Origin of the sequence: Alcaligenes sp. SJTW-7 (genome assembly GCF_047716895.1) — a bacterium.
GTDB lineage: Bacteria > Pseudomonadota > Gammaproteobacteria > Burkholderiales > Burkholderiaceae_B > Alcaligenes > Alcaligenes ammonioxydans.
Genome location: NZ_CP136682.1, coordinates 1,480,563 through 1,501,330, shown reverse-complemented (window position 1 = coordinate 1,501,330; position 20,768 = coordinate 1,480,563). Strand labels below are relative to the sequence as shown.

The following is a 20,768-nucleotide window of genomic DNA, read 5'->3' as shown; positions in this document are numbered from 1 at the left end:
GGATAGTTTTAGAACTCCATCTATGACTTCACATACATCAGCGGCGTACCTGCGTCGGGGGAAGAAAAGATCCTAAAGTGTACTCCGGTCACACCGGAACATTCCCGCAATCCAAACAGGGGCTCTACAATAAGCACTGGTTTACTTCGCGACCGGAAACTCAACCTGTGCTTACTTTGATCCATGCCGCCGGCTGGCCCGTCTGGTTCTTGCTGGCCTGCTCTATTCTAGCCCTGGGACTGATCCTGGAACGCCTGCTGGCCCTGCGCAGCAAGCGTATCTTACCGGACGGCCTGGCCCGCCAGATCACTGAGCTGACCGCCCAAAACCGCATACAGGACGAGTCCTTAGCCCGACTGTATGACAACTCCCCCTTGGGCCGTGTGCTGGCTACTGTGCTGAGCAACCGGCATCAGCCTGCCGCTGTGCGCGAGGCGGCGGTCGAGGCGCAAGGCAGAGAGGTCAGCTACCAGTTGAACAAGTACATCCCGGCACTGGGCACCTTGGCCGTGATCGCCCCGTTGCTGGGCCTTTTTGGTACCGTGATCGGCATGATCGACATTTTTGCCGCCTACGACCCCAGCGGTGCCGACCCCAGTCTGATCGCTCGCGGCATCTCCGTTGCGCTCTACAACACCGCTTTAGGGATTCTGATTGCTGTTCCAGCCATGATCTTTCATCGCTACTTCCGTAGCCGTGCAGACTACCTGCTGCATTGTCTGGAATGTGAGGCTGGCGCACTGAACCGCCTGCTAATTCAGAGGGCTGGCTGATGCGCTTTCGCCGAGCACAAGATCAAGACACCCTGGAGCTGAATCTGGTGCCTCTGATTGATGTCCTGCTGGTGGTGCTGATTTTTCTGGCCGCCACCAGCACGTTTGTTCGCTACCGCCAACTGGATGTCTCCTTGCCCCAGGCTCAGGCCCAGGTGTCCCAGGAAGCCGAACTTTTACTGGCCATCAGCCAGGACGGACGGTATGCCCTGAACGGCCTGTGGCTGGATGCCAGTAGCGGCGCCCCACTTCGCCAAGCCCTGACGGGCGAGAAAATGGATCAAAACACCAGTCTGCTGATTCTGGCCGATGCACAGGCTCCGCACTTTACGGTAGTCCAGGCCATGGAGGCCGCTCGTGAAGCGGGCATCCACCGTATTCACTTTGCCACCCAGGCGCCATGAGTGTGCGCGTGCGCCTGACCAACTGGCTGCATCGCCAGTGGCAGAAGAAAGGCTGGTTCAGCGTTTTAATGCGTCCACTGTCCGTCTTGACCGGTTTTTTTGTCCGACGCAAGCGGCAGCGTTATGAGAACGATCCTCACGCCTCTTACCGCAGTCCGGTGCCGGTGATAGTCGTGGGTAATATCATCGTGGGCGGTGCTGGCAAGACACCCGTCGTAATGGCCCTGACCGAACAATTGCGCGCTTTGGGATGGACACCCGGTATTGTCAGCCGCGGGTATGGCGTAGACATCGGCCCGGCCCCTCGCGTTGGTCAAGGTCAATTAGCCGCAACGCAATTTGGTGACGAACCGGCTCTGCTCGCCACCCAGACCCAGGCACCGATCGCCGTTCATCCTCGCCGCGCTCTGGCCACCCAGGCTTTGCTCCAGACTTTCCCTGCCGTCGATCTGATTATTTCGGACGACGGTCTGCAACATCTGGCCCTGCAACGCGATATGGAAGTCGTGGTCCAGGATGCTCGCGGTGTCGGGAACGGCTTGCTGCTACCGGCCGGCCCCCTGCGCGAAGGCCCCGAGCGTCTGCACCAGGCAGACTGGCTGATCAGCCAGGTTGTGGCCGACCAGCCCCCGCCCGCTATGCCTCAAGCTCCTGAGTCAGGCCGGTCCCTGACCATGAGCCTGCGTCCCTATCAAGTGGAGCATCTCGCCTCAGGTCGTCGCATGGACTGGGCCGCCTGGCTAACAGAGTACCGCCATCAGGATCTGCAAGCGCTGGCAGCGATCGGCCAGCCTGCCCGCTTTTTCACCATGCTGCGCGCCTGTGGTCTGCAATTAAGCCGGACTTTCCCCCTGCCCGACCATGCCGCCTTGCAAGCACAGGACTTTCAGGGCCTGCATGAAGGGCCAGTACTCATTACGCGCAAAGACGCCGTAAAATGCCAGCACCTGAATGACCCACGGCTGTGGGTTGTCGATGTCCAGCCCGTGTTCTCACGCCCAGACTGGATTGCTGAACTGGATAGCCTGCTGCGCGAACGGCGCTCAACCTCACCCTCATTACCCGGAGTTCAATAATGGAAGCTCGCCTACTCGAAGTGCTGGTCTGCCCCTTGTGCAAAGGCCCGCTGCGCCACGACCGCGAACAGCAAGAACTGGTCTGCAAGGCCGACAAACTGGCCTTCCCCATTGTGGACGGCATTCCCACCATGCTGATCAACGAAGCTCGTCAACTAGACGCGCAGGAACCTGCCAGCCGCTGATATGACCTTTTCCGTCATCATCCCGGCCCGCCTGGGCTCAACCCGCCTGCCCAACAAACCGCTGGCCGATATTGCAGGCCAACCCATGATCGTGCGTTGTGCTCAACAGGCAGCGCAAAGCGCGGCGCGTCAAGTCTGGGTCGCGACCGACTCGCCGCAGGTGCTGGAGGCGGTTCAGGCCCATGGTTTCCATGCCCTGCTGACCGATGCCGAACACCCCACTGGCACCGACAGACTGGCCCAGGCGGCAAGACTGCTGGACCTGGCCGAAGACGAAATCGTGGTCAATGTGCAAGGGGATGAACCACTGATCCAGCCTGAGCATATCAATGCGGCTGCCCAGCTTCTGGCCCGCAGCGGACAGGCTGACATTGCCACCTTGGCGGCTCCGATCACCAACGCCGAGACGCTGTTCAATCCCAATGCCGTCAAAGTCGTGTGCGACCTCAACGACCGCGCTCTGTATTTCTCTCGCGCCCCCATTCCCTGGGCGCGTGATACCCTGGCCCAGGGAGACCGGATATTGGCCGACGAGCTTCCCGCATTGCACCATATTGGCCTGTACGCCTACCGAAATCGCTTCTTGCAGCAATACGCCCAGTTGCCGCGTGGGCCGCTGGAGCATTTTGAGTCTCTGGAGCAGCTCAGAGCCCTGGAAAATGGCTTCCAGATTATGGTTCACCGCCTTCAGGAGATTCCTGCTGCAGGCGTGGACACCGAGCAAGACCTGGAAAGAGTACGCGCTCACTTCGCAAATCGGTTATAAAAGATCTTTTTTCTGCGCTTTCCGAATAAAAAATGCGCTAAATATGCTGCAACGCATCATCAAGCGAGAATCGGATCGACGCATTTCCTGGAGGAATTCATGCGACTCATACTGCTCGGGCCCCCTGGTGCCGGCAAAGGCACTCAAGCTGCTTTCATTACCGAGAAATTTGGTATTCCACAAATTTCCACGGGCGATATGTTGCGTGCCGCTGTCAAAGCCCAATCCCCGCTGGGTGTAGAAGCCAAAAAAATCATGGACGCCGGCGGCCTGGTCTCCGATGACATCATCATCGGGCTGGTTCGCGACCGTCTGAAAGAAGCAGACTGTGAGCCCGGCTACCTGTTTGACGGTTTCCCTCGCACGATCCCCCAGGCCGACGCCTTGAAAGATGCCCAGGTCAAACTGGACTTCGTGATCGAGATCGACGTGCCCGAAGAGAGCATTATCGAACGCATGAGTGGCCGCCGCATCCATGCAGCCAGCGGTCGTAGCTACCACGTCACCTTCAATCCGCCCAAGACCCCCGGCGTGGACGATGTGACCGGTGAACCCTTGCTTCAGCGCGACGATGATCGTGAGGAAACCGTCCGCCACCGCTTGTCTGTCTATCGCGAGCAGACCCGCCCTCTGGTCGATTACTACTCGCAATGGTCAGCCACCGGCGACCCACACGCTCCGGCCTATCGCAAGATTTCCGGCGTGGGCAGCGTCGATGAGATTCGCCAGCGTATCCTGGACGCCCTGGCAAGCTAAGCCAATATTCAACCGGCCCCCAGGGCCGGTTGTTCATTATTCAAGGGAGACAAGCTCATGCAAATCAATAACAAGACTTTTATCGTGACGGGCGGCGCATCCGGTCTGGGCGCAGGCACTGTGCGCATGCTGGTGGAACACGGTGCGCGTGTGGTGATTGCCGACATTCAGGATGAAGCCGGGCAGGCGCTGGCCCAAGAGCTGGGCCAAGATTACCTGCATTGTGACGTCACCTCGGAGCAAGACGCCCAGGCCGTCGTGGATCTGGCTTGCCAGGACAGTGCCCGCCCCCTGTTCGGTTTGGTCAACTGTGCTGGCGTGGCCCCTGCCTCGCGCACCGTAGGACGTAATGGCCCACACACGCTGGAGCTGTTTCAGAAAACCGTCATGATCAACCTGGTCGGCACCTTCAATATGTGTCGTCTAGCCGCCGCTGCCATGAGCAGCAATACCCCCGAAGCCTCGGGCGAGCGTGGCGTGCTGATCAATACGGCTTCGGTTGCCGCCTACGACGGGCAGATCGGACAAGCCGCTTACGGTGCCTCCAAAGCCGGCGTCGTGGGCTTGACCCTACCCCTGGCTCGCGATCTGGCCCAGACCGGTATTCGTGTCATGACGATTGCTCCCGGCATCTTTGGCACCCCCATGATGTTTGCCATGCCCCAGGAAGTTCAGGACTCCCTGGCAGCCAGCATCCCTTTCCCATCACGTCTGGGTCGCCCTGAAGATTTCTCCCAACTGGTGCAGAGCATCATCAATAATGAAATGCTCAATGGCGAGACCATCCGTCTGGATGGCGCCATTCGTATGGCACCAAAATAACTTTCTGCATCGGCTCCAATGGGTTTGTTTCGCTCGGCGGCCACGATTAGTGGCCTGACACTGCTCTCGCGCATTACCGGACTGGCACGCGATATTCTGATTGCCCGCGCCTTTGGGGCGGGCCCGCTTACCGATGCGTTCTGGGTGGCCTTTCGCATTCCCAACCTGCTGCGGCGTTTGTTTGCGGAAGGCGCGTTTTCGCAGGCTTTCGTTCCCATTCTGGGGCAGGTACGTAAAGAGCACGAGCAGGACAAGGTCCAGCAGTTGCTGGACCGCGTTGCGCTGCTGTTGACCTTTGCCGTAATGCTGGTGACCATCATCGGTATAGTGGCGGCACCGTGGGTCGTCAGCGCCATGGCCAGTGGCTTGACCTCGCCCGAGCGGCACACCGAATTTGGCGCCGCCATCACCATGACCCGCTTGATGTTCCCCTACATCATCTGTATGTCACTGGTGGCGTTTGCTTCTGCCGTACTCAATACCTGGAGTCGCTTTGCGATTCCTGCCTTCACGCCTATCTTGCTGAATCTGTCCATGATTGGCGCCAGTCTGTTTCTGGCCCAACACATGGAAACCCCCATTTATGCCCTGGCTATCGGGGTGATGGCCGGTGGTCTGGCCCAACTGCTGGTGCAGTGGGCCGCCCTGGCTCGCCTGGGACTACTGCCACGATTTTCGCTACGGCTGGGAGAAGCACGCCGCGACCCCATCGTGCAACGCATTCTCAAACAGATGCTGCCCGCCATCCTGGGGGTATCTGTGGCGCAGATATCCTTGCTGATCAATACCAATATTGCTACCTGGCTGCAGTCGGGCAGCGTCACCTGGCTATCCTTTGCCGATCGCCTGATGGAGTTTCCCACCGCACTGCTCGGGGTGGCGCTGGGTACCGTCCTGTTGCCCAAGCTGTCTGCCGCCCATGCCGGTCAGGATGACAAGAACTACAGCGCCCTGCTTGACTGGGGCCTGCGCCTGGTCCTGTTGCTGGGTCTGCCTGCTGCACTGGGCATGGCCTTGCTCTCGGATGGTCTGGTGGCCACCCTGTTTCACTACGGGGCCTTTGCCGCTGCCGACGTCGCTCAGACCCGCCTGGCGGTGGGAGCGTATTCAGTCGGTCTGGTCGGCCTGCTGGCCATCAAAATCCTGGCACCCGGCTTTTACGCTCGCCAGGATATCCGCACTCCCGTCCGTATCGCCATTGCCGTTCTCATCATTACCCAGCTCTTCAATCTTGTGCTGGTACCTGCCTTCGCCCATGCGGGACTGGCGCTGTCCATCGGACTGGGGGCCACCGTCAACGCCCTGACCTTACTGGTGATGCTGCGCAAACGCGGCATTTACCAGCCCCATCCCGACTGGTTGCGTTTTTTCCTGAGAATCATTCCGGCCTTGCTCGCCTTGGCCGCGATCCTCGTGCTGGCAGACCGCCACATCGACTGGATCAGTCTGGGGGCAAGCCCCTGGCTGCGTGTACTGGCCCTGAGTGGGGTGTTGGCTGCCAGCGGCATTTCCTATTTCGGTATGTTGTTTATCGTGGGCATTCGGCCCTCTTACTTTACAAAGCGCACTTAGTATCCTAGAATATTTGTCTTTGCCGATTAAACTTTAAAACTTAGGCTTTATTAAAAATGGCTAATACCGCACAAGCACGCAAGCGCGCCCGCCAAGCAGTGGCTCGCAACAAACACAACGCCAGCATCCGTTCCATGCTGCGTACCGCTATCAAGCGCGTTCGCCAGGCTATCGAAGCCGGCGACAAAACTGCTGCTAACGAAGTATTCCGCAAAGCGACCAGCATCATTGATCGCGTTGCCGACAAGAACATCATTCACAAGAACAAGGCTGCCCGCCACAAGAGCCGCCTGTCTGCTGCTATCAAGGCACTGGCCTGATTGCTGAAGATTTTTAATGGTTTAATCGGCCCTGGCCTAAAAACCAGTTAAAAAAGGGGTGCTTAGCACCCCTTTTTTATTAGCCACAAAACCATTGCCTGAACGTGCAGGCCAATCGTGCTAAGTTATGGATTTGCGTTTTCATGAGCGAGTCCCCATGACACGTCCCATCGTGCTGCAACTGGCATCTTTGGCCCAGCACCCCTATTTTGACGATATCGACCGTCATTTCGAGCGCATCTCCCTTCAAGACCTGAATCAGCTCTCTGACGAGCAGATTGCACGCGTCCAGGTATTGTTAACCAGCGCTGTCACCGCCACCCCCGCTTCCTTGATGGAGCGCCTGCCTGCGTTGCAAGCAATTTGCAGTGTAGGGGTAGGCTACGACTCTATCGACGTCCAGGCGGCCAGGCAGCGCGGGATTCAAGTCAGCACCACCCCCGACGTTCTGAACGACTGCGTGGCCGATATGGCCTGGGCCTTGCTGCTGGACGCGGCTCGCCGCGTCACTGAATCCGATCGCTATGTGCGCGCTGGCCACTGGGACCGACCAAATGGCTTCGGGCTGGGCACGCGAGTGAGCGGCAAGAAACTGGGTATTGTGGGGCTAGGCCGCATTGGACAGACTATTGCCCGCCGAGCCGGCGGCTTTGATATGGAGCTGCGCTATCACAACCGCCGTCCGCGCCACGATGTGCCCTGGCACTATGAACCGTCCCTGATCGAACTGGCCTATTGGGCAGATTTCCTGGTGATCGCCGCCGTGGGCGGTGATGAAACACGGGGACTGATCAATGTCGACGTCCTGAACGCCCTGGGCCCGCACGGGATTCTGGTCAATATTGCCCGAGGCAGTGTCGTCGATGAAACGGCATTGATTGCCGCCTTGCAACAGGGACGGCTGGGCGCGGCAGGGCTGGATGTCTTCGAAAAGGAACCCCAGGTTCCTGCGGCCTTGCGCGATCTGAACCAGGTTGTCCTGGCGCCGCACACCGCCAGCGCCACCCGGGAAACACGCGAAGCCATGCTCTCGCTGACACTGGAAAACATCTTGCAGTTTCAGAAAACGGGCAAGGTACTGACGCCGCTGACACTATAAAAAAACAAGTCGCCTGCCGTTTAACGGGGGCGACTGAGCAGACTGCGCAAAATCAGGATCAGGACTCAACAGGGTCCATATTCTCGGGATCGATACCGCTGATTTTCAAATTATTGTCTTGCGCAAAGCCACAGACGAATTTCCAGGCCAAAGGCTCGAGCTCTCGCAGACGAGCATCCACCACCACGCAGCGCACGCCGTCAATCAGCCGCGGCACCACATAGGGCGAGTAGGTCAAATGGCCACCCATCGCCCCAGCCGGGCGAAACTGGGACATTACACCGGCCAAGCGTTCTGCCCAGTCGCTGGGACGAAAACGCTGATCCTGCCGGGTCACACCATGGATTACAAGTTGCTTCACTGGCTCTGTCATAACAATTAATCGCTCACCGTGCAGTACAGGTCGGCTGCACTTTTTCCTTTGTCGCTCCGCATTGTATCCGATCGCAGCCGCGCAAAGCCCGGGATTCAATAAATTAGCCACTTGACAATTTATTGCCAAGCATTACTTTGCCCTGCCCTTTTTATCCAAACGCCCACCCCCGTCCTGCCCCCGTCAGGGTCCGACTTTGCTCTAAATAGCCGGACAGGTTAAGATGGCTTTCTTTATCCGCAGGATTTTCTTATGGATGCCATCGTGCAAGCAGGACCGCTTCGGCACTTTCTGCAATTTCGCGACTTTTCTCACGACGAAATTTTATATGTGCTGGAACGCGCACGCCTGATCAAAGACAAGTTCAAACGCTATCAGCCGCACCACACATTGCACGACCGCACCTTGGCGATGGTTTTTGAAAAAGCCAGCACCCGTACCCGTGTCTCGTTTGAAGCCGGCATGTATCAACTGGGCGGCTCGGTCATTCATTTGACCACCACTGACTCGCAGCTGGGCCGCTCCGAACCCATTGAAGATACCGCACGCGTGGTTTCGCGCATGGTCGATATCGTCATGATCCGCACCTTCGAGCAGACCCGCCTGGAACGCTTTGCCTCCCACTCGCGAGTGCCGGTCATCAATGGACTGACTAACGAGTTTCACCCTTGCCAGATTCTGGCCGACATCTTTACCTTTATCGAGCATCGCGGCGATATCAAGGGCAAGACCGTGGCCTGGATCGGAGACGCCAACAATATGGCGTATACCTGGCTGCAAGCGGCAGAAATTCTGGGCTTCACGCTGCATGTGTCGGCCCCTAACGGCTACCACCTGGAGTCGGATCGCACCGGCAACCCGGACTCCAGCATTCTGCGCGAATTCGACGATCCCTTGGAAGCCTGCAAGGGCGCGCACCTGGTTACCACGGACGTGTGGACCAGCATGGGTTACGAAGACGAAAACGAAGAGCGTCGCAAAGCCTTTGCAGACTGGTGTGTGGATCAGGAGATGATGGATGTGGCGGACCCGAGCGCCCTCTTTATGCATTGCCTGCCCGCTCATCGCGGCGAGGAAGTCACCGGCGAAGTCATCGACGGCCCACAAAGTGTGGTCTGGGATGAAGCTGAAAACCGCCTGCATGTTCAGAAAGCATTGATGGAGTTCCTGATTCTGGGACGCCAGCAAGCCTGAACACCACAGAGCCACGCCAACGGCTCAACAATGTAAAAGGGGATACGTTGTATCCCCTTTTTCTTTTTACGCCTGAACTTCCAGACCCGCCAAGCGATACCCTACCTGCAGTTCCGTCAGCAGATGCTTGGGCTGTGCGGCATCCTGCTCCAGCTTTTGACGCAACTGCATCATGTACACCCGCAGATAATGCGGCCGGTCTGAGTAAGCAGGCCCCCAGGTTTCGTGCAACAAATGTTGATGCGTCAATACCTTGCCATGCCCCCGAATCAGGGCCGTCAGGAGACGAAACTCAATAGGCGTCAAATGCACGGCCTGCCCATCCCGCGTCACCTCATGAGACGCCAGATCGACCTGCACCCCTCCAAAGCGGACCCGCGAGGAGGCTACCTGCACGTTTGGCACCAATTGGGAGCGCCGCAACAAAGCGCGTATACGGGCCAACAGCTCCGGCACGCCAAAGGGTTTGGCCAGATAGTCATCCGCGCCGGCATTCAGGGCCGCCACCTTCTCTTCTTCTCGATCCCGGGCAGACAGGACCAGAATCGGAGAATAGACCCAGCCGCGCAGATCGCGAATCAAGTCCTTGCCGTCTCCGTCTGGCAGACCCAAATCCACAATCATCAAGTCGGGACGACGGGTTGCCGCGTCCATACGCGCTTGCGCCAAGGTGCTGGCTTCGATCACGGCCATGCCCTCCTGCTCCAGGGCAATCCGTACGAAACGACGGATATTGGATTCATCCTCCACGATCAGTATCTGGGCTTTGTTCATGTCGGTAGCTCGTCACTCTCCATACGGGGGGCCGCTTTCCAGGGCAGGCGAATCTCAAAGACCACCCCCTGCGGCAAGCGCGGCCTGGCGCTGATCGTACCACCATGTGCAGCAATAATCGTTCGACACAGTCCCAGCCCCAAGCCCACCCCCGCCACGGAGGATTCTTTCTGTCCCCGTGTGAAAGTATCAAACAATCGCTCGGGATCCCCTGGTGGCAAACCGGGACCATCATCGCTGATCAGCAAATACATGGACTGACCCGCCCACACCCCCCTCAGCCAGATCGTGCTGGTATCGGGCGTGTACTTGGCGGCATTATCCAGCAGATTCGTCACCACCCTCTCCAACATGACACCATCGACTTCGACTAACGGCAGGTCCGCAGCGAACTCGGTCACGACCTGACGAGGCTGCAAGGCGGCCGCGCAACGGGCAAGCGCAATCCCCACAATATCGCCCAAGGCATGCCACTCCTTGTGCAGTTTGACTCCTTCATTTTGCATACGGGCCAGGTCCAGCAAGTTGGACACCTGACGACGCAACTCATCAGACTCCACACGTATGGCCCTCGCAATATCGCGCTGTTCTGTTTCACCCAGGCCCTTGGGTTGCTCCAGGGTTTCAGCCAGACCCCGGATCACAGTCAAGGGCGTACGTAAATCATGCGAGACGGCCGACAGCAAGGTATTGCGCATTTTCTCCCCCTCCATGCGCAGCACCGTGTCTTGGGCGATGGCCACATAGTGAATGCGTTCAAGAGCTTGCGCCAATATAAAGCAGCACGCATCCAGCAAGCGCCGCCCATCGGGTGTTCGTAACGAAGCTGCCGCGCCAGACTGTACCACCAGCACACCACGCGGGGCCATCGGGCCTTTCAAGGGCAAGTACAAGGCACTGGCCCCATTCAGGGTTTCAGTTCCCTTGCCCGCCGCTTCCATGTGGTCGAACACCCATTGCGCGACTGAAAGCTCCACAAAGCTCGTATGGCGAGTTGCGACCAGCTGATTATGCTGATCCGGCACAACCAGCACCATCGGCATCTCAAACAAAGGCTCCAGGGTATCGCGGCACACGGCCAGCACCTGCTCCAATGCCAGCGCCCCGGCCAGATCCCGACTGACACGCGTCAACGCGGCCGCCCGGCGCTCGCCATCGCGCGCCGCTCGTGCCTCGGCCTGCAAACGGGCTGCCAGCTGACCAATAATCAAGGCCACCACCAACATCACACCAAACGTGAAGACATACTGGGTATCCGTAACCGAAAACGAATAGCGGGGTTCCACAAAGAAAAAATCAAAGAAGGCCACCGACAACAGCGAGGCCCACACACCGGCCAACCGTCCCAAGCGCAAGGCGGTAAAGACCACCGTGATCAAAAACAGCATGATCACATTGGAGAGTTCAAAAAACGGCAACAACTGCTCCGCCAGCAAGGTCGTCACCACACAGATGATGGAGGCAATCGACAGGGCTTTGCCCTGCGCCATGGGGGTCTCCAGCAGCTCAAGGGGGCGGATAGGTCGCTGAACCGTATCCACACGCACGAGCAGCAGGCCAATCTCGGGGTTGCTACGCGCCAGCCGCTCCGACAAGGCAGGCCGCCAGGGCCAGCGCGAACGTGCCGAGGAGTTACCCAGAATCAACTTGGTGGCATTGCGTTGCCGTGCGTAGGCCAGGACGGTATGAGCCACATCCTGACCGGCAATATTGGCAAACTCAGCGCCGGCATGCTGCGCACTGGCCGCCAGGCGCACCAGCGCTTCCTGCGCCTTGATCTGACCGCTTTCCGATGGCGTGTCCACATGCAGCACGATCCAGGGCGTTTGCCATTGCTGGGCCAGCCGCGCCCCCTCCCGAATCAGCGCTTCCTGGGCACTGTCCGCACTGACGCACACCATTAACAGTTCACGAGTAGGCCAGACGGTTCGTATGGCATGGGAGATTCGGTAGACATGCACATCGGCATTGACCCGGTCCGCCACGCGACGCAAGGCCAGTTCACGCAAGGCAATCAGATTGCCCCGACGAAAGAAGTGTTGACGCGCCTGGGCCACCGAGTCCGCCAGATACACTTTGCCGGCATTCAAGCGAGCCAACAGATCATCCGGGGGCAGATCCACCAGCAGCACATCGGCCGCACGATCAAATATCCGGTCTGGAACGGTCTCCCGAACCCGCACCCCGACAATGCCCCCCACCACCTCATTCAGGCTGTCCAGATGTTGCACATTCAACGCGGTATACACATCGATTCCCGCATCCAGCAGCTCTTCCACATCCTGCCAGCGTTTGGCATGACGGCTACCCTCAAGATTGGAATGGGCCAGCTCATCGACCAGCAGCAACTGATACCCCGACACAAGGGCCGCATCCAGATCAAACTCGGTGACCACCCGTCCCTGACGCTGATACTCCTTGCGCGCCAGTACGGGCAGCCCCTGCAGCAACGTCTGTGTTTCCTGACGGCCATGCGTCTCCACAATACCAATCGCAACGGACACTCCCTCGGACTGACGCTGATGCGCTTCCTTGAGCATGGCGTAGGTTTTCCCCACACCGGCGCACGCTCCAAAGAAGATCTTGAGCTGCCCCCGGCGAGGCTGGTGCGGGTCCTCGCCAACCACCTGCAACAGCTCATCCGGGTCCGGCCTATCTTCAAGCGACATGGGTCTGTGTACTCCCTGCAGAAAACTGGTAATGATCTTACGCTCTTATCCAAAAAACGGCGTCAGCAGCAGATCAATCAACTTGATGCCGACAAACGGAGCGATCAGCCCGCCCAGGCCGTAAATCAAGAGGTTTCGCTTGAGTAAACGGCTGGCCGGTTCGGCACGGTATTTCACCCCCCGCAAGGCCAAGGGAATCAGAGCGATGATAATCAGGGCATTGAAAATGACTGCAGACAGAATGGCAGTGGCCGGGCTGTGCAACTGCATCACATTCAAGGCACCCAGAGCGGGATAAGTGACTACAAAAGCCGCGGGAATAATCGCAAAGTACTTGGCCAGATCATTTGCGATACTGAAAGTCGTCAAGGCGCCGCGGGTCATAATCATCTGTTTGCCCACTTCCACCACTCGCAACAGCTTGGTGGGATTGCTGTCCAGATCGACCATATTGCCCGCCTCTTTGGCCGCCTGCGTGCCACTGTTCATCGCCACAGCCACATCAGCCTGGGCCAGCGCAGGAGCATCATTGGTCCCGTCACCCGTCATGGCAACCAGTCGCCCTTCATCCTGATAACGCCGGATCAACTGCAGCTTGTCCTCCGGCGTGGCTTCGGCCAGATAGTCATCCACCCCGGCCTCGGCCGCGATGGCTGCGGCCGTCAACGGGTTGTCCCCGGTAATCATGATGGTCTTGATCCCCATAGCCCGCAGCTCAGCAAACCGCTCCTTGATCCCGCCTTTGACGATGTCTTTCAGCTCCACCACGCCCAGCGCTTTATTGCCTTCGGTCACCACCAGCGGCGTGCTGCCCCGTCGCGCCAGCTCATTGACCAGACCATCCAGTTCAGGCGGAAAAATACCTCCCAACGATTCAATGTGAGCGCGCATCGTGCTCGCCGCGCCTTTTCGGATCTGACGACCGTCAATATCAATTCCACTCATGCGGGTATGGGCGCTAAAGGCAATGGTTCGCGCGCTATGCAGCTCACGGCCTCGCAAATGAAACAGTTGCTTGGCCAAGACCACAATGGAGCGCCCCTCGGGAGTCTCGTCCGCCAGCGAGGCCAATTGGGCGGCATCGGCCAGAGCCTGCTCAGACACCTGCGGCGCGGGCAGAAACGCCCAGGCTTCCCGGTTGCCCAGCGTGATCGTGCCGGTCTTGTCCAGCAGCAAAACATCCACATCCCCGGCTGCCTCGATAGCGCGGCCAGAACTCGCCAGCACATTGGCTTGCATCATGCGGCTCATGCCAGCAACCCCCACTGCCGACAGCAAGGCGCCGATGGTGGTGGGAATCAGGCACACCAACAAAGCAATCAGGGCTGTCATCGTGACAGGTGAACCTTGTCCGGTCAGCACCGTCGCAAAGCTGGAAAAAGGCAACAAGGTGACGCACACCAGCAAGAAGATCAGCGTCAAGGCCACCAGTAAAATCGTCAAAGCAATCTCGTTGGGGGTTTTGCCACGCCTGGCCCCCTCCACCATTGCTATCATGCGATCCAGAAAGGCCTCACCCGGTTTGGCGGTCACCCGCATCACGATCCAGTCTGACAGCACCCGGGTACCGCCCGTGACGGAACAGAAGTCTCCCCCGGACTCACGGATCACCGGCGCCGACTCACCTGTGATGGCAGACTCGTCCACCGAGGCGGCACCCTGCAAAATCTCCCCATCGGCGGGGATAATCTCGCCTGCCTCAACCAACACGTAAGCGCCCGGCAGCAGCTCGTCGCTGGGGACCGACCAGGCACGGCTATCGCGCGCGGGTTCTTTCAATACCCTGGCCATGACCCGCTTGCGGGTGGAACGCAATGCATCGGCTTGCGCCTTGCCCCGCCCTTCCGCTACGGCCTCGGCCGCATTGGCAAACAGGACCGTAAACCACAACCAGGCCGACACCGACCAGATGAATCCGGCCGGAGCCTCACCCTGGCCCAGCAGAGCCTGCGTGCCCAGCAAGCTGGTCACAATGCTGCCCAGATACACCACGCACATCACCGGGTTTTTGAATTGCGCCCGGGGCGAGAGTTTTTTGAAGGCTTCCTTGCACACCGTTCCCCACGGTATGGCGCGCAATGACGATGAATGACCCGCCTCTTGCATGGCTTTCAGATCAGTAATAGACATAATGACACCTGTTCCTAACGCACGGCGGGCTGAACAGGCTTGACCCTGTCCAGTGCCAGATTAAGCTCCAAGACCTGCACACGCGGCTCGCCCAGCACTCCCCATTGACGGGCCTGGGTGTAGCGATCGATCAAGACCTGGACCTGAGCCAGCGGCATGTCCCGCATCCTGGCAATACGAGCGGCCTGCAAACGGGCATTGGCTACCGAGATATGGGGGTCCAGCCCCGATGCCGACGCCGTCACGGCATCCACCGGCACGGGTGCATCCTCTGCCAAACCGTTCATCAGGCGATAGGCCTTGCTGCGCTCCGCCACAGCATCCAGCAAACTGCTGCTTAACACGCCCTGATTGCCAGCCCCGCTGGCCGCGGCGTTATAGGGTTGGGCAATACTTTGGGAAGGATCTGCCGGGTCCACTCCCACAGTCGCGCTGGGGCGGCCGTGAAAATACGCGGGCTGGCTGAAGTACTGGCCAATCTGGCGGGAGCCTACGACCTGGCCATCACGTTGAATCAGGCTGCCCTTTGCCTGAACCGGGAACAGGGCGGTGCCGATAAAGGTCGTGGCCAAGGGGTAGGCAATGCCCGTCAACAGCATAAAAAACACAGCAGACACCAATACCGGCCGCAACAAGCTTCTCATCGTCGGGGCAGCCAGTGTCGAAACCAAAAAGTGATGGGTAGACATGACGGTCAATCCTCAAAAAGTAATGCCATCGAGCATCAACAGGTGCTCCACAATCGGGCCCAGCGCCAATGCAGGCAGGAACGTCAACCCGCCCACCACCAGAACCACAAAAATCAACAGACCCGTAAATAAGGGGGTAGCCGTCGACAAGGTGCCTGGACCCGCAGGAACCGCTTTCTTGGCGGCCAGCACACCGGCCAAAGCCAGCAAGGGCAGCAAGGTCAGATACCGCCCAACCAGCATCGCCAGCCCTATCGTCGTATTGAAGAAAGGAGTGTTCGCATTAAAGCCTGCGAAGGCTGAACCGTTATTGGCCGTGCCCGAGGTGTAGGCGTAGAGCACCTCGCTAAAGCCATGCGGGCCCATATTGGACAGACTGTCCAGGGTCGAGGGCTGCAGGCTGGCCAAAGCGGTAAAGCCCAGGATGCTGAAGGCATGCGCCAACATGGCCAGCATCACGTACTTCATCTCCCGCGCCTCAATCTTCTTGCCCAGAAACTCGGGGCTGCGCCCTATCATCATCCCCACCAGAAAGACCGTCAAAATGGCGTAGCTGACCAGACTGATAAAGCCCACCCCGATCCCGCCAAACACATTGTTCAGCATCATTTGGGCAATCGGCACCAGACCACCCAAAGGAGTCAGCGACGAATGCATGGCATCGACCGAGCCAGTGGTCGCGGCCGTGGTCACTGTGGCAAACAGACTGCTTTGCGCCACCCCGAAACGCAGCTCCTTACCCTCCAGGTTGCCTCCACCCTGCGTGCTGCTTTGAGTCTGGTCCACCCCTAAAGGAGTCAGCAAGGGATTACCGGCTTGTTCAGCGCTGTAAATCAGGGCCAGAAAGCCCACGAACATCACCAGAAAAGCGGCAAAAAATGCCCAACCCTGGCGACGGCGGCTCAGCATGGTGCCAAAGGCATAGGTCAGGGACGAGGGAACCAGCAACATGCTGAGCATGTGAATGGTATTGGTCAGCGGGGTGGGATTTTCAAAAGGATGGGCCGCATTCATGCCAAAAAAACCGCCCCCATTGGTTCCCACATGCTTGATGCTTTCAAGGCTGGCCACTGGCCCCAGAATAATCTGCTGCTTAAGCCCTTCCAGCGTGTTGACCACGACATCAGACGCCAGTGTCTGCGGCATACCCTGCCAGATATAAAGCAAGGCCAGCAAGAAGCTGCACGGCAAGAGCAGGCGATACAAAGAACGAGTGAAGTCCACCCAGTAGTTGCCAATATCAGCCGAACTTTTCCGGCTTAAACCACGGATGAAACCGCCTGCCGCCGCCAGACCTGTTGTGGCACTGATCATCATCAGAAAGGTGATGGCCGCCATCTGGGAAAAATTGGACAGACTGGACTCCCCCGAATACGCCTGCCAGTTGGTATTGGTCGTAAAGGAGATGGCCGTATTAAAAGCCAGGTCAGGAGACTGGGCCACACGCTGCAGGCTGTCTCCCGGTATCCCGCCCTGCACCCGCAAAAGAACATATCCCAAAAGCAACATGGCGGCATTGCTTAACAACAGCGCCAGCGCATATCGCTTCCAGGACATCTTCTCGTCCGGGTTCACCCCCAACAGCCGATACGTGCCACGCTCAATCAAACTGTGCTTCGGGCTACAGAAAAAATGGGCAATCCACTTGCCCACCACCACTAACAAGACCGTAGAGACGGCCAGAACCACCAGGAACTGCATCAAATCGTCCAGCATGACAGCCCCTCTTACAGTTTTTCAAGACCGAGCACAAATCCGGTCGCCATCGCAAAGAATGCGAACAGCACCGCTAAGAATAAAAAATCACTCATATGCACACCTGTTCCAAACAATGAACACTTGCCAGCCTGAACTTAGAAGTTTTCGGCCTTGAGCAAGGCATAGAACAAATAGATAAACAGCCCCAGCGATACCCCTGCTGCCAGAACCGTAAAAAAGGACGCTGTCATCCTGAACTCCCGATCAATGCTGACTTGCAGCAGACAGAGACAGTCTAAGAGTGACGGCATAAATTCAGAGCAGTGTTTACTGGCCCACGTATAAAGACGGCATATGGATTTGGACCAGGGCGAGGCCGGCACGCTCCATCAACTGGTCTGTCCAGCGTTGATAGGCCTGTCTGGCAATAAGGTGCAAGGGGCTTAAATGCTGATCCAGGCCCCACAAGATATGTTGTGCATCCTGAGCCGCAGGACCGTACACCTGCTCCAGCTCGTGGCGGCCGTGGTCGCACCACTGTCGGATGCTATCGGCGGTCACTTCCAGATGGCCTTGAAAGGCCCAATGCGGACCCAGGCAGAAACCTTTATTCAAGCAATGAGGACCGTATAAAGTCCGGCTGGCCCCCGAGGGAATCTGGAAGGTGTCGTAATGCCAGTTAAACAGCATGGCACGCTTGGGCAGGCCCATGACACGCTGCGCGTAAGGGCTGCTCCAAACCTGGCCCCAACCTATGCTCGGATATGGGTTGCGTTGCACTTGAGCCCCAAGGCAACGAGCCAGCAGTTGCGCCCCAAAGCAATGGCCCAGAACCGGAACATGGCGCCGAACCGCGTCCTGCAATAGTTCGTGCTCCTGCTCTATCCAGGGCAAACAATCATGAACACTGCGATCACTGCCCAGCACGACCACCCCGCTGTAATCACGAGCGGATACCGGCGCCCCGCCCTCCAGCGGCGACATGCACAAGTGATGGGGAAGACCATGGCTCTCCAGATGATCCAGCAGCACTCCCGGCCCTTGCGTGGCCTCGTGCTGCAAAACAAGAATGGGTTTCATGACGTGAATGCCTGACCGCGCAGGCCTGTTGTTCAAGAGAACTCACTGTAGAACTGGCCGTATCAAGACCAGGATCTGTTTGCGATCAGGCTCGTATAAGTGGCATCAAGGGGATGTCTGCTGCAAACAAAAACACAGTTCGTCATTTGCCTGACATATGCCTTTGCTCAAATGTAATCGTTTTCATTTTGACGGCTGGGTGTCATGGCCAATGTAGGAATACTGGATGTCGCCAGAGCAGCCCAGGTATCGGTTGCCACGGTATCGCGCGTGCTCAATGAGCCAGAAAAGGTGGGCGAAAAGACCCGCCTTCGCGTGCAAGCCGCGATCGACGCGCTGGGGTATGAGCCCAATGCCTCGGCACGCAGTCTGCGCAGCCAACGCAGTCGGGTCATCGGCGTCGTCTTGCCTACCTTGCTCAACCCCGTTTTTGCCGAGTGTTTGAAAGGCATCGCCGATACGGCAGCCCGCGGCGGCTATGCCATCTTGCCCTTCTTTACCGACTACCACCTTGAACGTGAATCCCAGGCAGTCGCCTTGCTCCTGGCCAGCAATGTGGAAGGCATTGTGCTGGTGGTCTCCAACCCGGCTCATTCCCCTGCTTTAGTGCGACTGGGCAAGACTCGCTGTCCCTACGTACTGGCTTACAACCAGCACCCCGAGCATCCTTGCGTCACCGTCAACGGCGAGCAGGCCATGATTGAATTGATCCGCCATCTGGCCACACTGGGCCATCGCCGCATTGCCATGGTAAGCGGTCATCTGCACGTGTCTGATCGCGCCCAGCAACGCAGCCATGGCTATCTAAAAGGAATGGACAAGGCGGGTCTGGCGCCCATGCCACTGCTGGAAGTGCCGTTCATGGATCAGGGCGAAGAGGAGCAAACGCCACATTCTGACGGTGTGCATCTTGCCAGCGTCGCCCGACTTTTGCGCCAGCCCGAACGTCCCACGGCCTTGATTGGCTCCAATGATCTGATTGCCATTCGCTGTCTGCGCACAGCGCAACAGATTGGCCTGCAGGTTCCCAACGATATCAGCGTGATCGGCTTTGATGGCATTGCGCTAGGGGCTGAACTGTTTCCGCGTCCGGCCACCATCGCACAGCCCAATGAAGAAATTGGTCGCCAATGCATCGGCCTGCTGCTGGAGGCAGTGGCCCAGCAAAAAACAGTTTCCGCGCAGGCCTCGGTTCTGCTGCCCTACACCTTCGACCGGGGCGAGTCCTGCGCCCCTGCCCCTTGCTCACCAAGGGCCCATACAGGATGAGGCCCCTTTCCTCTGTGAGACTCTTTCCCACCACCCCTGCGTTCAAGCCATTCCCGGCTTTTTCCTGACACCACTTACTAACTGGAGTGATCAACCATGAAACATATGCTGAGCACATTGGCTTGCCGCGTGGCACTGCCCCTGGCCCTGATGACGATGGGAAGCGCAGTCGCCGCGCAGACCGCCATTTGCTACAACTGTCCCCCTGAATGGGCCGATTGGGCCAGCCAGATCGAAGCCATCAAGCAACATACCGGCATTACCGTGCCGCCCGATAACAAGAACTCCGGCCAGTCACTGGCTCAACTACTGGCCGAATCCGCCAATCCGGTCGCTGACGTCACGTATCTGGGCATCACCTTTGCCATCCAGGCCCAGAAAGACGGCGTGACCCAAGCCTATAAACCCGAAGGCTGGGAACAGATTCCGGAAGGATTGAAAGATCCGCAAGGGCATTGGTTCGCGATTCATTCGGGCACCATGGGCATCATGGTCAATAAATCGGCCTTGGGCGATGTACCGGTGCCCACGTCCTGGAACGATCTGCTCAAGCCAGAATACAAAGGTCTGGTGGGCTATCTGGACCCTTCCTCTGCCTTCGTGGGCTATGTCGGCGCCGTTGCGATCAACGAGGCCCTGGGCGGCAATATGGACAACTTTGACCCCGCCATCAACTGGTTCAAGGCCCTGCAACAGAACAATCCCATCGTCCCCAAACAAACCGCTTATGCTCGCCTGATTTCCGGCGAGATCCCCATCTTGCTGGACTATGATTTCAGCGCCTACCGCGCCCAATATAAAGACGGGGAAGATGTAGCATTCGTCATTCCCCAGGAAGGCACGATTGTGGTGCCGTACGTCATGTCGCTGGTCAAGAACGCCCCACATGCCGAACAGGGACGCAAAGTACTGGATTTCGTGCTCTCCGAGCAAGGCCAGGCTATCTGGGCCAATGCCTTCCTGCGCCCGATTCGCAGCAGTGCCATCAGCGAGCAGGCACAGTCACGCTTCCTGCCTGACAGCGACTACGCGCGCGCCAAGGCCGTTAACTACGCACGCATGGCACAAGGTCAGAAGCCTTTTGCTGAGCGTTACCTGGCTGAGGTCCGCTAAGCGGTC

21 protein-coding genes are annotated in these 20,768 nt (G+C 58.3%); 13 read left to right on the top strand and 8 right to left on the bottom strand.

The window, feature by feature from the left end:
* Nucleotides 1-167 precede the first annotated feature (167 nt).
* The 10 genes from RSQ48_RS06695 to RSQ48_RS06650 all read left to right on the top strand — a co-directional run bounded on the left by RSQ48_RS06695 (nucleotide 168) and on the right by RSQ48_RS06650 (nucleotide 7,773).
* Nucleotides 168-773, top strand: a complete 606-nt coding sequence (locus RSQ48_RS06695; RefSeq protein WP_003801496.1) for a MotA/TolQ/ExbB proton channel family protein — start codon at nucleotides 168-170, stop codon at nucleotides 771-773.
* Nucleotides 773-1,177, top strand: a complete 405-nt coding sequence (locus tag RSQ48_RS06690) for an ExbD/TolR family protein (RefSeq protein ID WP_003801497.1) — start codon at nucleotides 773-775, stop codon at nucleotides 1,175-1,177. Before RSQ48_RS06695 ends, RSQ48_RS06690 begins: the two co-directional genes overlap by 1 nt.
* Nucleotides 1,174-2,253 (top strand): tetraacyldisaccharide 4'-kinase, encoded by a 1,080-nt coding sequence (lpxK, locus tag RSQ48_RS06685; RefSeq protein WP_059317769.1) that lies wholly within the window; start codon nucleotides 1,174-1,176, stop codon nucleotides 2,251-2,253. The genes RSQ48_RS06690 and lpxK overlap by 4 nt, the downstream gene beginning before the upstream one ends.
* Nucleotides 2,253-2,438: a Trm112 family protein gene (locus RSQ48_RS06680; protein ID WP_003801501.1), complete on the top strand. Its 186-nt coding sequence runs from the start codon at nucleotides 2,253-2,255 to the stop codon at nucleotides 2,436-2,438. Before lpxK ends, RSQ48_RS06680 begins: the two co-directional genes overlap by 1 nt.
* Before the next feature lies 1 nt (nucleotide 2,439).
* A complete protein-coding gene (gene kdsB / locus RSQ48_RS06675) occupies nucleotides 2,440-3,204 on the top strand; it encodes a 3-deoxy-manno-octulosonate cytidylyltransferase (protein ID WP_219235914.1) in 765 nt (254 codons plus the stop codon).
* Nucleotides 3,205-3,303: 99 nt separating this feature from the next.
* Nucleotides 3,304-3,960: an adenylate kinase gene (adk, locus tag RSQ48_RS06670; protein WP_003801506.1), complete on the top strand. Its 657-nt coding sequence runs from the start codon at nucleotides 3,304-3,306 to the stop codon at nucleotides 3,958-3,960.
* A gap of 57 nt (nucleotides 3,961-4,017) precedes the next feature.
* Complete coding sequence (locus RSQ48_RS06665; RefSeq protein ID WP_003801508.1) at nucleotides 4,018-4,782, top strand: 3-hydroxyacyl-CoA dehydrogenase; 765 nt, start codon at nucleotides 4,018-4,020, stop codon at nucleotides 4,780-4,782.
* Between the two features lie 18 nt (nucleotides 4,783-4,800).
* The gene (gene murJ, locus RSQ48_RS06660; protein WP_003801509.1) at nucleotides 4,801-6,354 is read left to right on the top strand and encodes a murein biosynthesis integral membrane protein MurJ; all 1,554 of its coding nucleotides are present in this window, start codon (nucleotides 4,801-4,803) and stop codon (nucleotides 6,352-6,354) included.
* 56 nt (nucleotides 6,355-6,410) lie between these two features.
* Nucleotides 6,411-6,674 (top strand): 30S ribosomal protein S20, encoded by a 264-nt coding sequence (rpsT, locus tag RSQ48_RS06655; RefSeq protein WP_003801510.1) that lies wholly within the window; start codon nucleotides 6,411-6,413, stop codon nucleotides 6,672-6,674.
* 157 nt (nucleotides 6,675-6,831) lie between these two features.
* A complete protein-coding gene (locus RSQ48_RS06650) occupies nucleotides 6,832-7,773 on the top strand; it encodes a 2-hydroxyacid dehydrogenase (protein WP_039943280.1) in 942 nt (313 codons plus the stop codon).
* Nucleotides 7,774-7,831: 58 nt separating this feature from the next.
* On the opposite strand, the gene RSQ48_RS06645 is transcribed toward RSQ48_RS06650, so the two are convergent.
* Nucleotides 7,832-8,146 (bottom strand): DUF3579 domain-containing protein, encoded by a 315-nt coding sequence (locus RSQ48_RS06645; RefSeq protein WP_003801512.1) that lies wholly within the window; start codon nucleotides 8,144-8,146, stop codon nucleotides 7,832-7,834.
* 252 nt (nucleotides 8,147-8,398) lie between these two features.
* On the opposite strand from RSQ48_RS06645, the gene argF reads away from it, so the two are divergent.
* Nucleotides 8,399-9,340, top strand: a complete 942-nt coding sequence (argF, locus tag RSQ48_RS06640; protein ID WP_039943281.1) for an ornithine carbamoyltransferase — start codon at nucleotides 8,399-8,401, stop codon at nucleotides 9,338-9,340.
* Between the two features lie 66 nt (nucleotides 9,341-9,406).
* Here the strand turns inward: argF and RSQ48_RS06635 are convergent, their stop codons facing one another.
* From RSQ48_RS06635 to RSQ48_RS06605, 7 genes are all read right to left on the bottom strand, one after another.
* Entirely contained in the window at nucleotides 9,407-10,114 is a 708-nt protein-coding gene (locus RSQ48_RS06635) for a response regulator (protein ID WP_336579633.1), read from the bottom strand.
* Nucleotides 10,111-12,783 carry a DUF4118 domain-containing protein gene (locus RSQ48_RS06630; RefSeq protein ID WP_415302263.1) on the bottom strand — a complete coding sequence of 891 codons (2,673 nt, stop codon included), beginning with the start codon at nucleotides 12,781-12,783 and terminating at the stop codon, nucleotides 10,111-10,113. The genes RSQ48_RS06635 and RSQ48_RS06630 overlap by 4 nt, the downstream gene beginning before the upstream one ends.
* A 45-nt stretch (nucleotides 12,784-12,828) precedes the next feature.
* Nucleotides 12,829-14,889: a potassium-transporting ATPase subunit KdpB gene (gene kdpB, locus RSQ48_RS06625; protein ID WP_415302356.1), complete on the bottom strand. Its 2,061-nt coding sequence runs from the start codon at nucleotides 14,887-14,889 to the stop codon at nucleotides 12,829-12,831.
* Between the two features lie 38 nt (nucleotides 14,890-14,927).
* On the bottom strand, nucleotides 14,928-15,602 hold the full coding sequence (gene kdpC / locus RSQ48_RS06620) for a potassium-transporting ATPase subunit KdpC (protein WP_415302262.1): 675 nt from the start codon (nucleotides 15,600-15,602) through the stop codon (nucleotides 14,928-14,930).
* A 12-nt stretch (nucleotides 15,603-15,614) separates the two neighbouring features.
* The gene (gene kdpA, locus RSQ48_RS06615) at nucleotides 15,615-17,318 is read right to left on the bottom strand and encodes a potassium-transporting ATPase subunit KdpA (RefSeq protein WP_415302261.1); all 1,704 of its coding nucleotides are present in this window, start codon (nucleotides 17,316-17,318) and stop codon (nucleotides 15,615-15,617) included.
* Nucleotides 17,319-17,455: 137 nt separating this feature from the next.
* Complete coding sequence (gene kdpF / locus RSQ48_RS06610) at nucleotides 17,456-17,551, bottom strand: K(+)-transporting ATPase subunit F (protein WP_100214825.1); 96 nt, start codon at nucleotides 17,549-17,551, stop codon at nucleotides 17,456-17,458.
* Between the two features lie 76 nt (nucleotides 17,552-17,627).
* On the bottom strand, nucleotides 17,628-18,380 hold the full coding sequence (locus RSQ48_RS06605; RefSeq protein ID WP_415302260.1) for a type 1 glutamine amidotransferase: 753 nt from the start codon (nucleotides 18,378-18,380) through the stop codon (nucleotides 17,628-17,630).
* A gap of 204 nt (nucleotides 18,381-18,584) precedes the next feature.
* Here RSQ48_RS06605 and RSQ48_RS06600 point away from each other — a divergent pair, with 204 nt between their 5' ends.
* Together RSQ48_RS06600 and RSQ48_RS06595 are read left to right on the top strand one after the other, a co-directional pair.
* The gene (locus RSQ48_RS06600; RefSeq protein ID WP_240208825.1) at nucleotides 18,585-19,649 is read left to right on the top strand and encodes a LacI family DNA-binding transcriptional regulator; all 1,065 of its coding nucleotides are present in this window, start codon (nucleotides 18,585-18,587) and stop codon (nucleotides 19,647-19,649) included.
* A 105-nt stretch (nucleotides 19,650-19,754) separates the two neighbouring features.
* A complete protein-coding gene (locus tag RSQ48_RS06595; protein WP_415302355.1) occupies nucleotides 19,755-20,762 on the top strand; it encodes an ABC transporter substrate-binding protein in 1,008 nt (335 codons plus the stop codon).
* Nucleotides 20,763-20,768: the final 6 nt, after the last annotated feature.

Bases quoted from the DNA above. Each gene is read 5' to 3' on its own strand.
- RSQ48_RS06690 (WP_003801497.1), top strand. From the start codon at position 773: ATGCGCTTTCGCCGAGCACAAGATCAAGACACCCTGGAGCTGAATCTG.
- lpxK (WP_059317769.1), top strand. From the start codon at position 1,174: ATGAGTGTGCGCGTGCGCCTGACCAACTGGCTGCATCGCCAGTGGCAG.
- RSQ48_RS06680 (WP_003801501.1), top strand. From the start codon at position 2,253: ATGGAAGCTCGCCTACTCGAAGTGCTGGTCTGCCCCTTGTGCAAAGGC.
- kdsB (WP_219235914.1), top strand. From the start codon at position 2,440: ATGACCTTTTCCGTCATCATCCCGGCCCGCCTGGGCTCAACCCGCCTG.
- adk (WP_003801506.1), top strand. From the start codon at position 3,304: ATGCGACTCATACTGCTCGGGCCCCCTGGTGCCGGCAAAGGCACTCAA.
- RSQ48_RS06665 (WP_003801508.1), top strand. From the start codon at position 4,018: ATGCAAATCAATAACAAGACTTTTATCGTGACGGGCGGCGCATCCGGT.
- murJ (WP_003801509.1), top strand. From the start codon at position 4,801: ATGGGTTTGTTTCGCTCGGCGGCCACGATTAGTGGCCTGACACTGCTC.
- rpsT (WP_003801510.1), top strand. From the start codon at position 6,411: ATGGCTAATACCGCACAAGCACGCAAGCGCGCCCGCCAAGCAGTGGCT.
- RSQ48_RS06650 (WP_039943280.1), top strand. From the start codon at position 6,832: ATGACACGTCCCATCGTGCTGCAACTGGCATCTTTGGCCCAGCACCCC.
- RSQ48_RS06645 (WP_003801512.1), bottom strand. From the start codon at position 8,146: ATGACAGAGCCAGTGAAGCAACTTGTAATCCATGGTGTGACCCGGCAG.
- argF (WP_039943281.1), top strand. From the start codon at position 8,399: ATGGATGCCATCGTGCAAGCAGGACCGCTTCGGCACTTTCTGCAATTT.
- RSQ48_RS06635 (WP_336579633.1), bottom strand. From the start codon at position 10,114: ATGAACAAAGCCCAGATACTGATCGTGGAGGATGAATCCAATATCCGT.
- RSQ48_RS06630 (WP_415302263.1), bottom strand. From the start codon at position 12,783: ATGTCGCTTGAAGATAGGCCGGACCCGGATGAGCTGTTGCAGGTGGTT.
- kdpB (WP_415302356.1), bottom strand. From the start codon at position 14,889: ATGCAAGAGGCGGGTCATTCATCGTCATTGCGCGCCATACCGTGGGGA.
- kdpC (WP_415302262.1), bottom strand. From the start codon at position 15,602: ATGTCTACCCATCACTTTTTGGTTTCGACACTGGCTGCCCCGACGATG.
- kdpA (WP_415302261.1), bottom strand. From the start codon at position 17,318: ATGCTGGACGATTTGATGCAGTTCCTGGTGGTTCTGGCCGTCTCTACG.
- kdpF (WP_100214825.1), bottom strand. From the start codon at position 17,551: ATGACAGCGTCCTTTTTTACGGTTCTGGCAGCAGGGGTATCGCTGGGG.
- RSQ48_RS06605 (WP_415302260.1), bottom strand. From the start codon at position 18,380: ATGAAACCCATTCTTGTTTTGCAGCACGAGGCCACGCAAGGGCCGGGA.
- RSQ48_RS06600 (WP_240208825.1), top strand. From the start codon at position 18,585: ATGGCCAATGTAGGAATACTGGATGTCGCCAGAGCAGCCCAGGTATCG.
- RSQ48_RS06595 (WP_415302355.1), top strand. From the start codon at position 19,755: ATGCTGAGCACATTGGCTTGCCGCGTGGCACTGCCCCTGGCCCTGATG.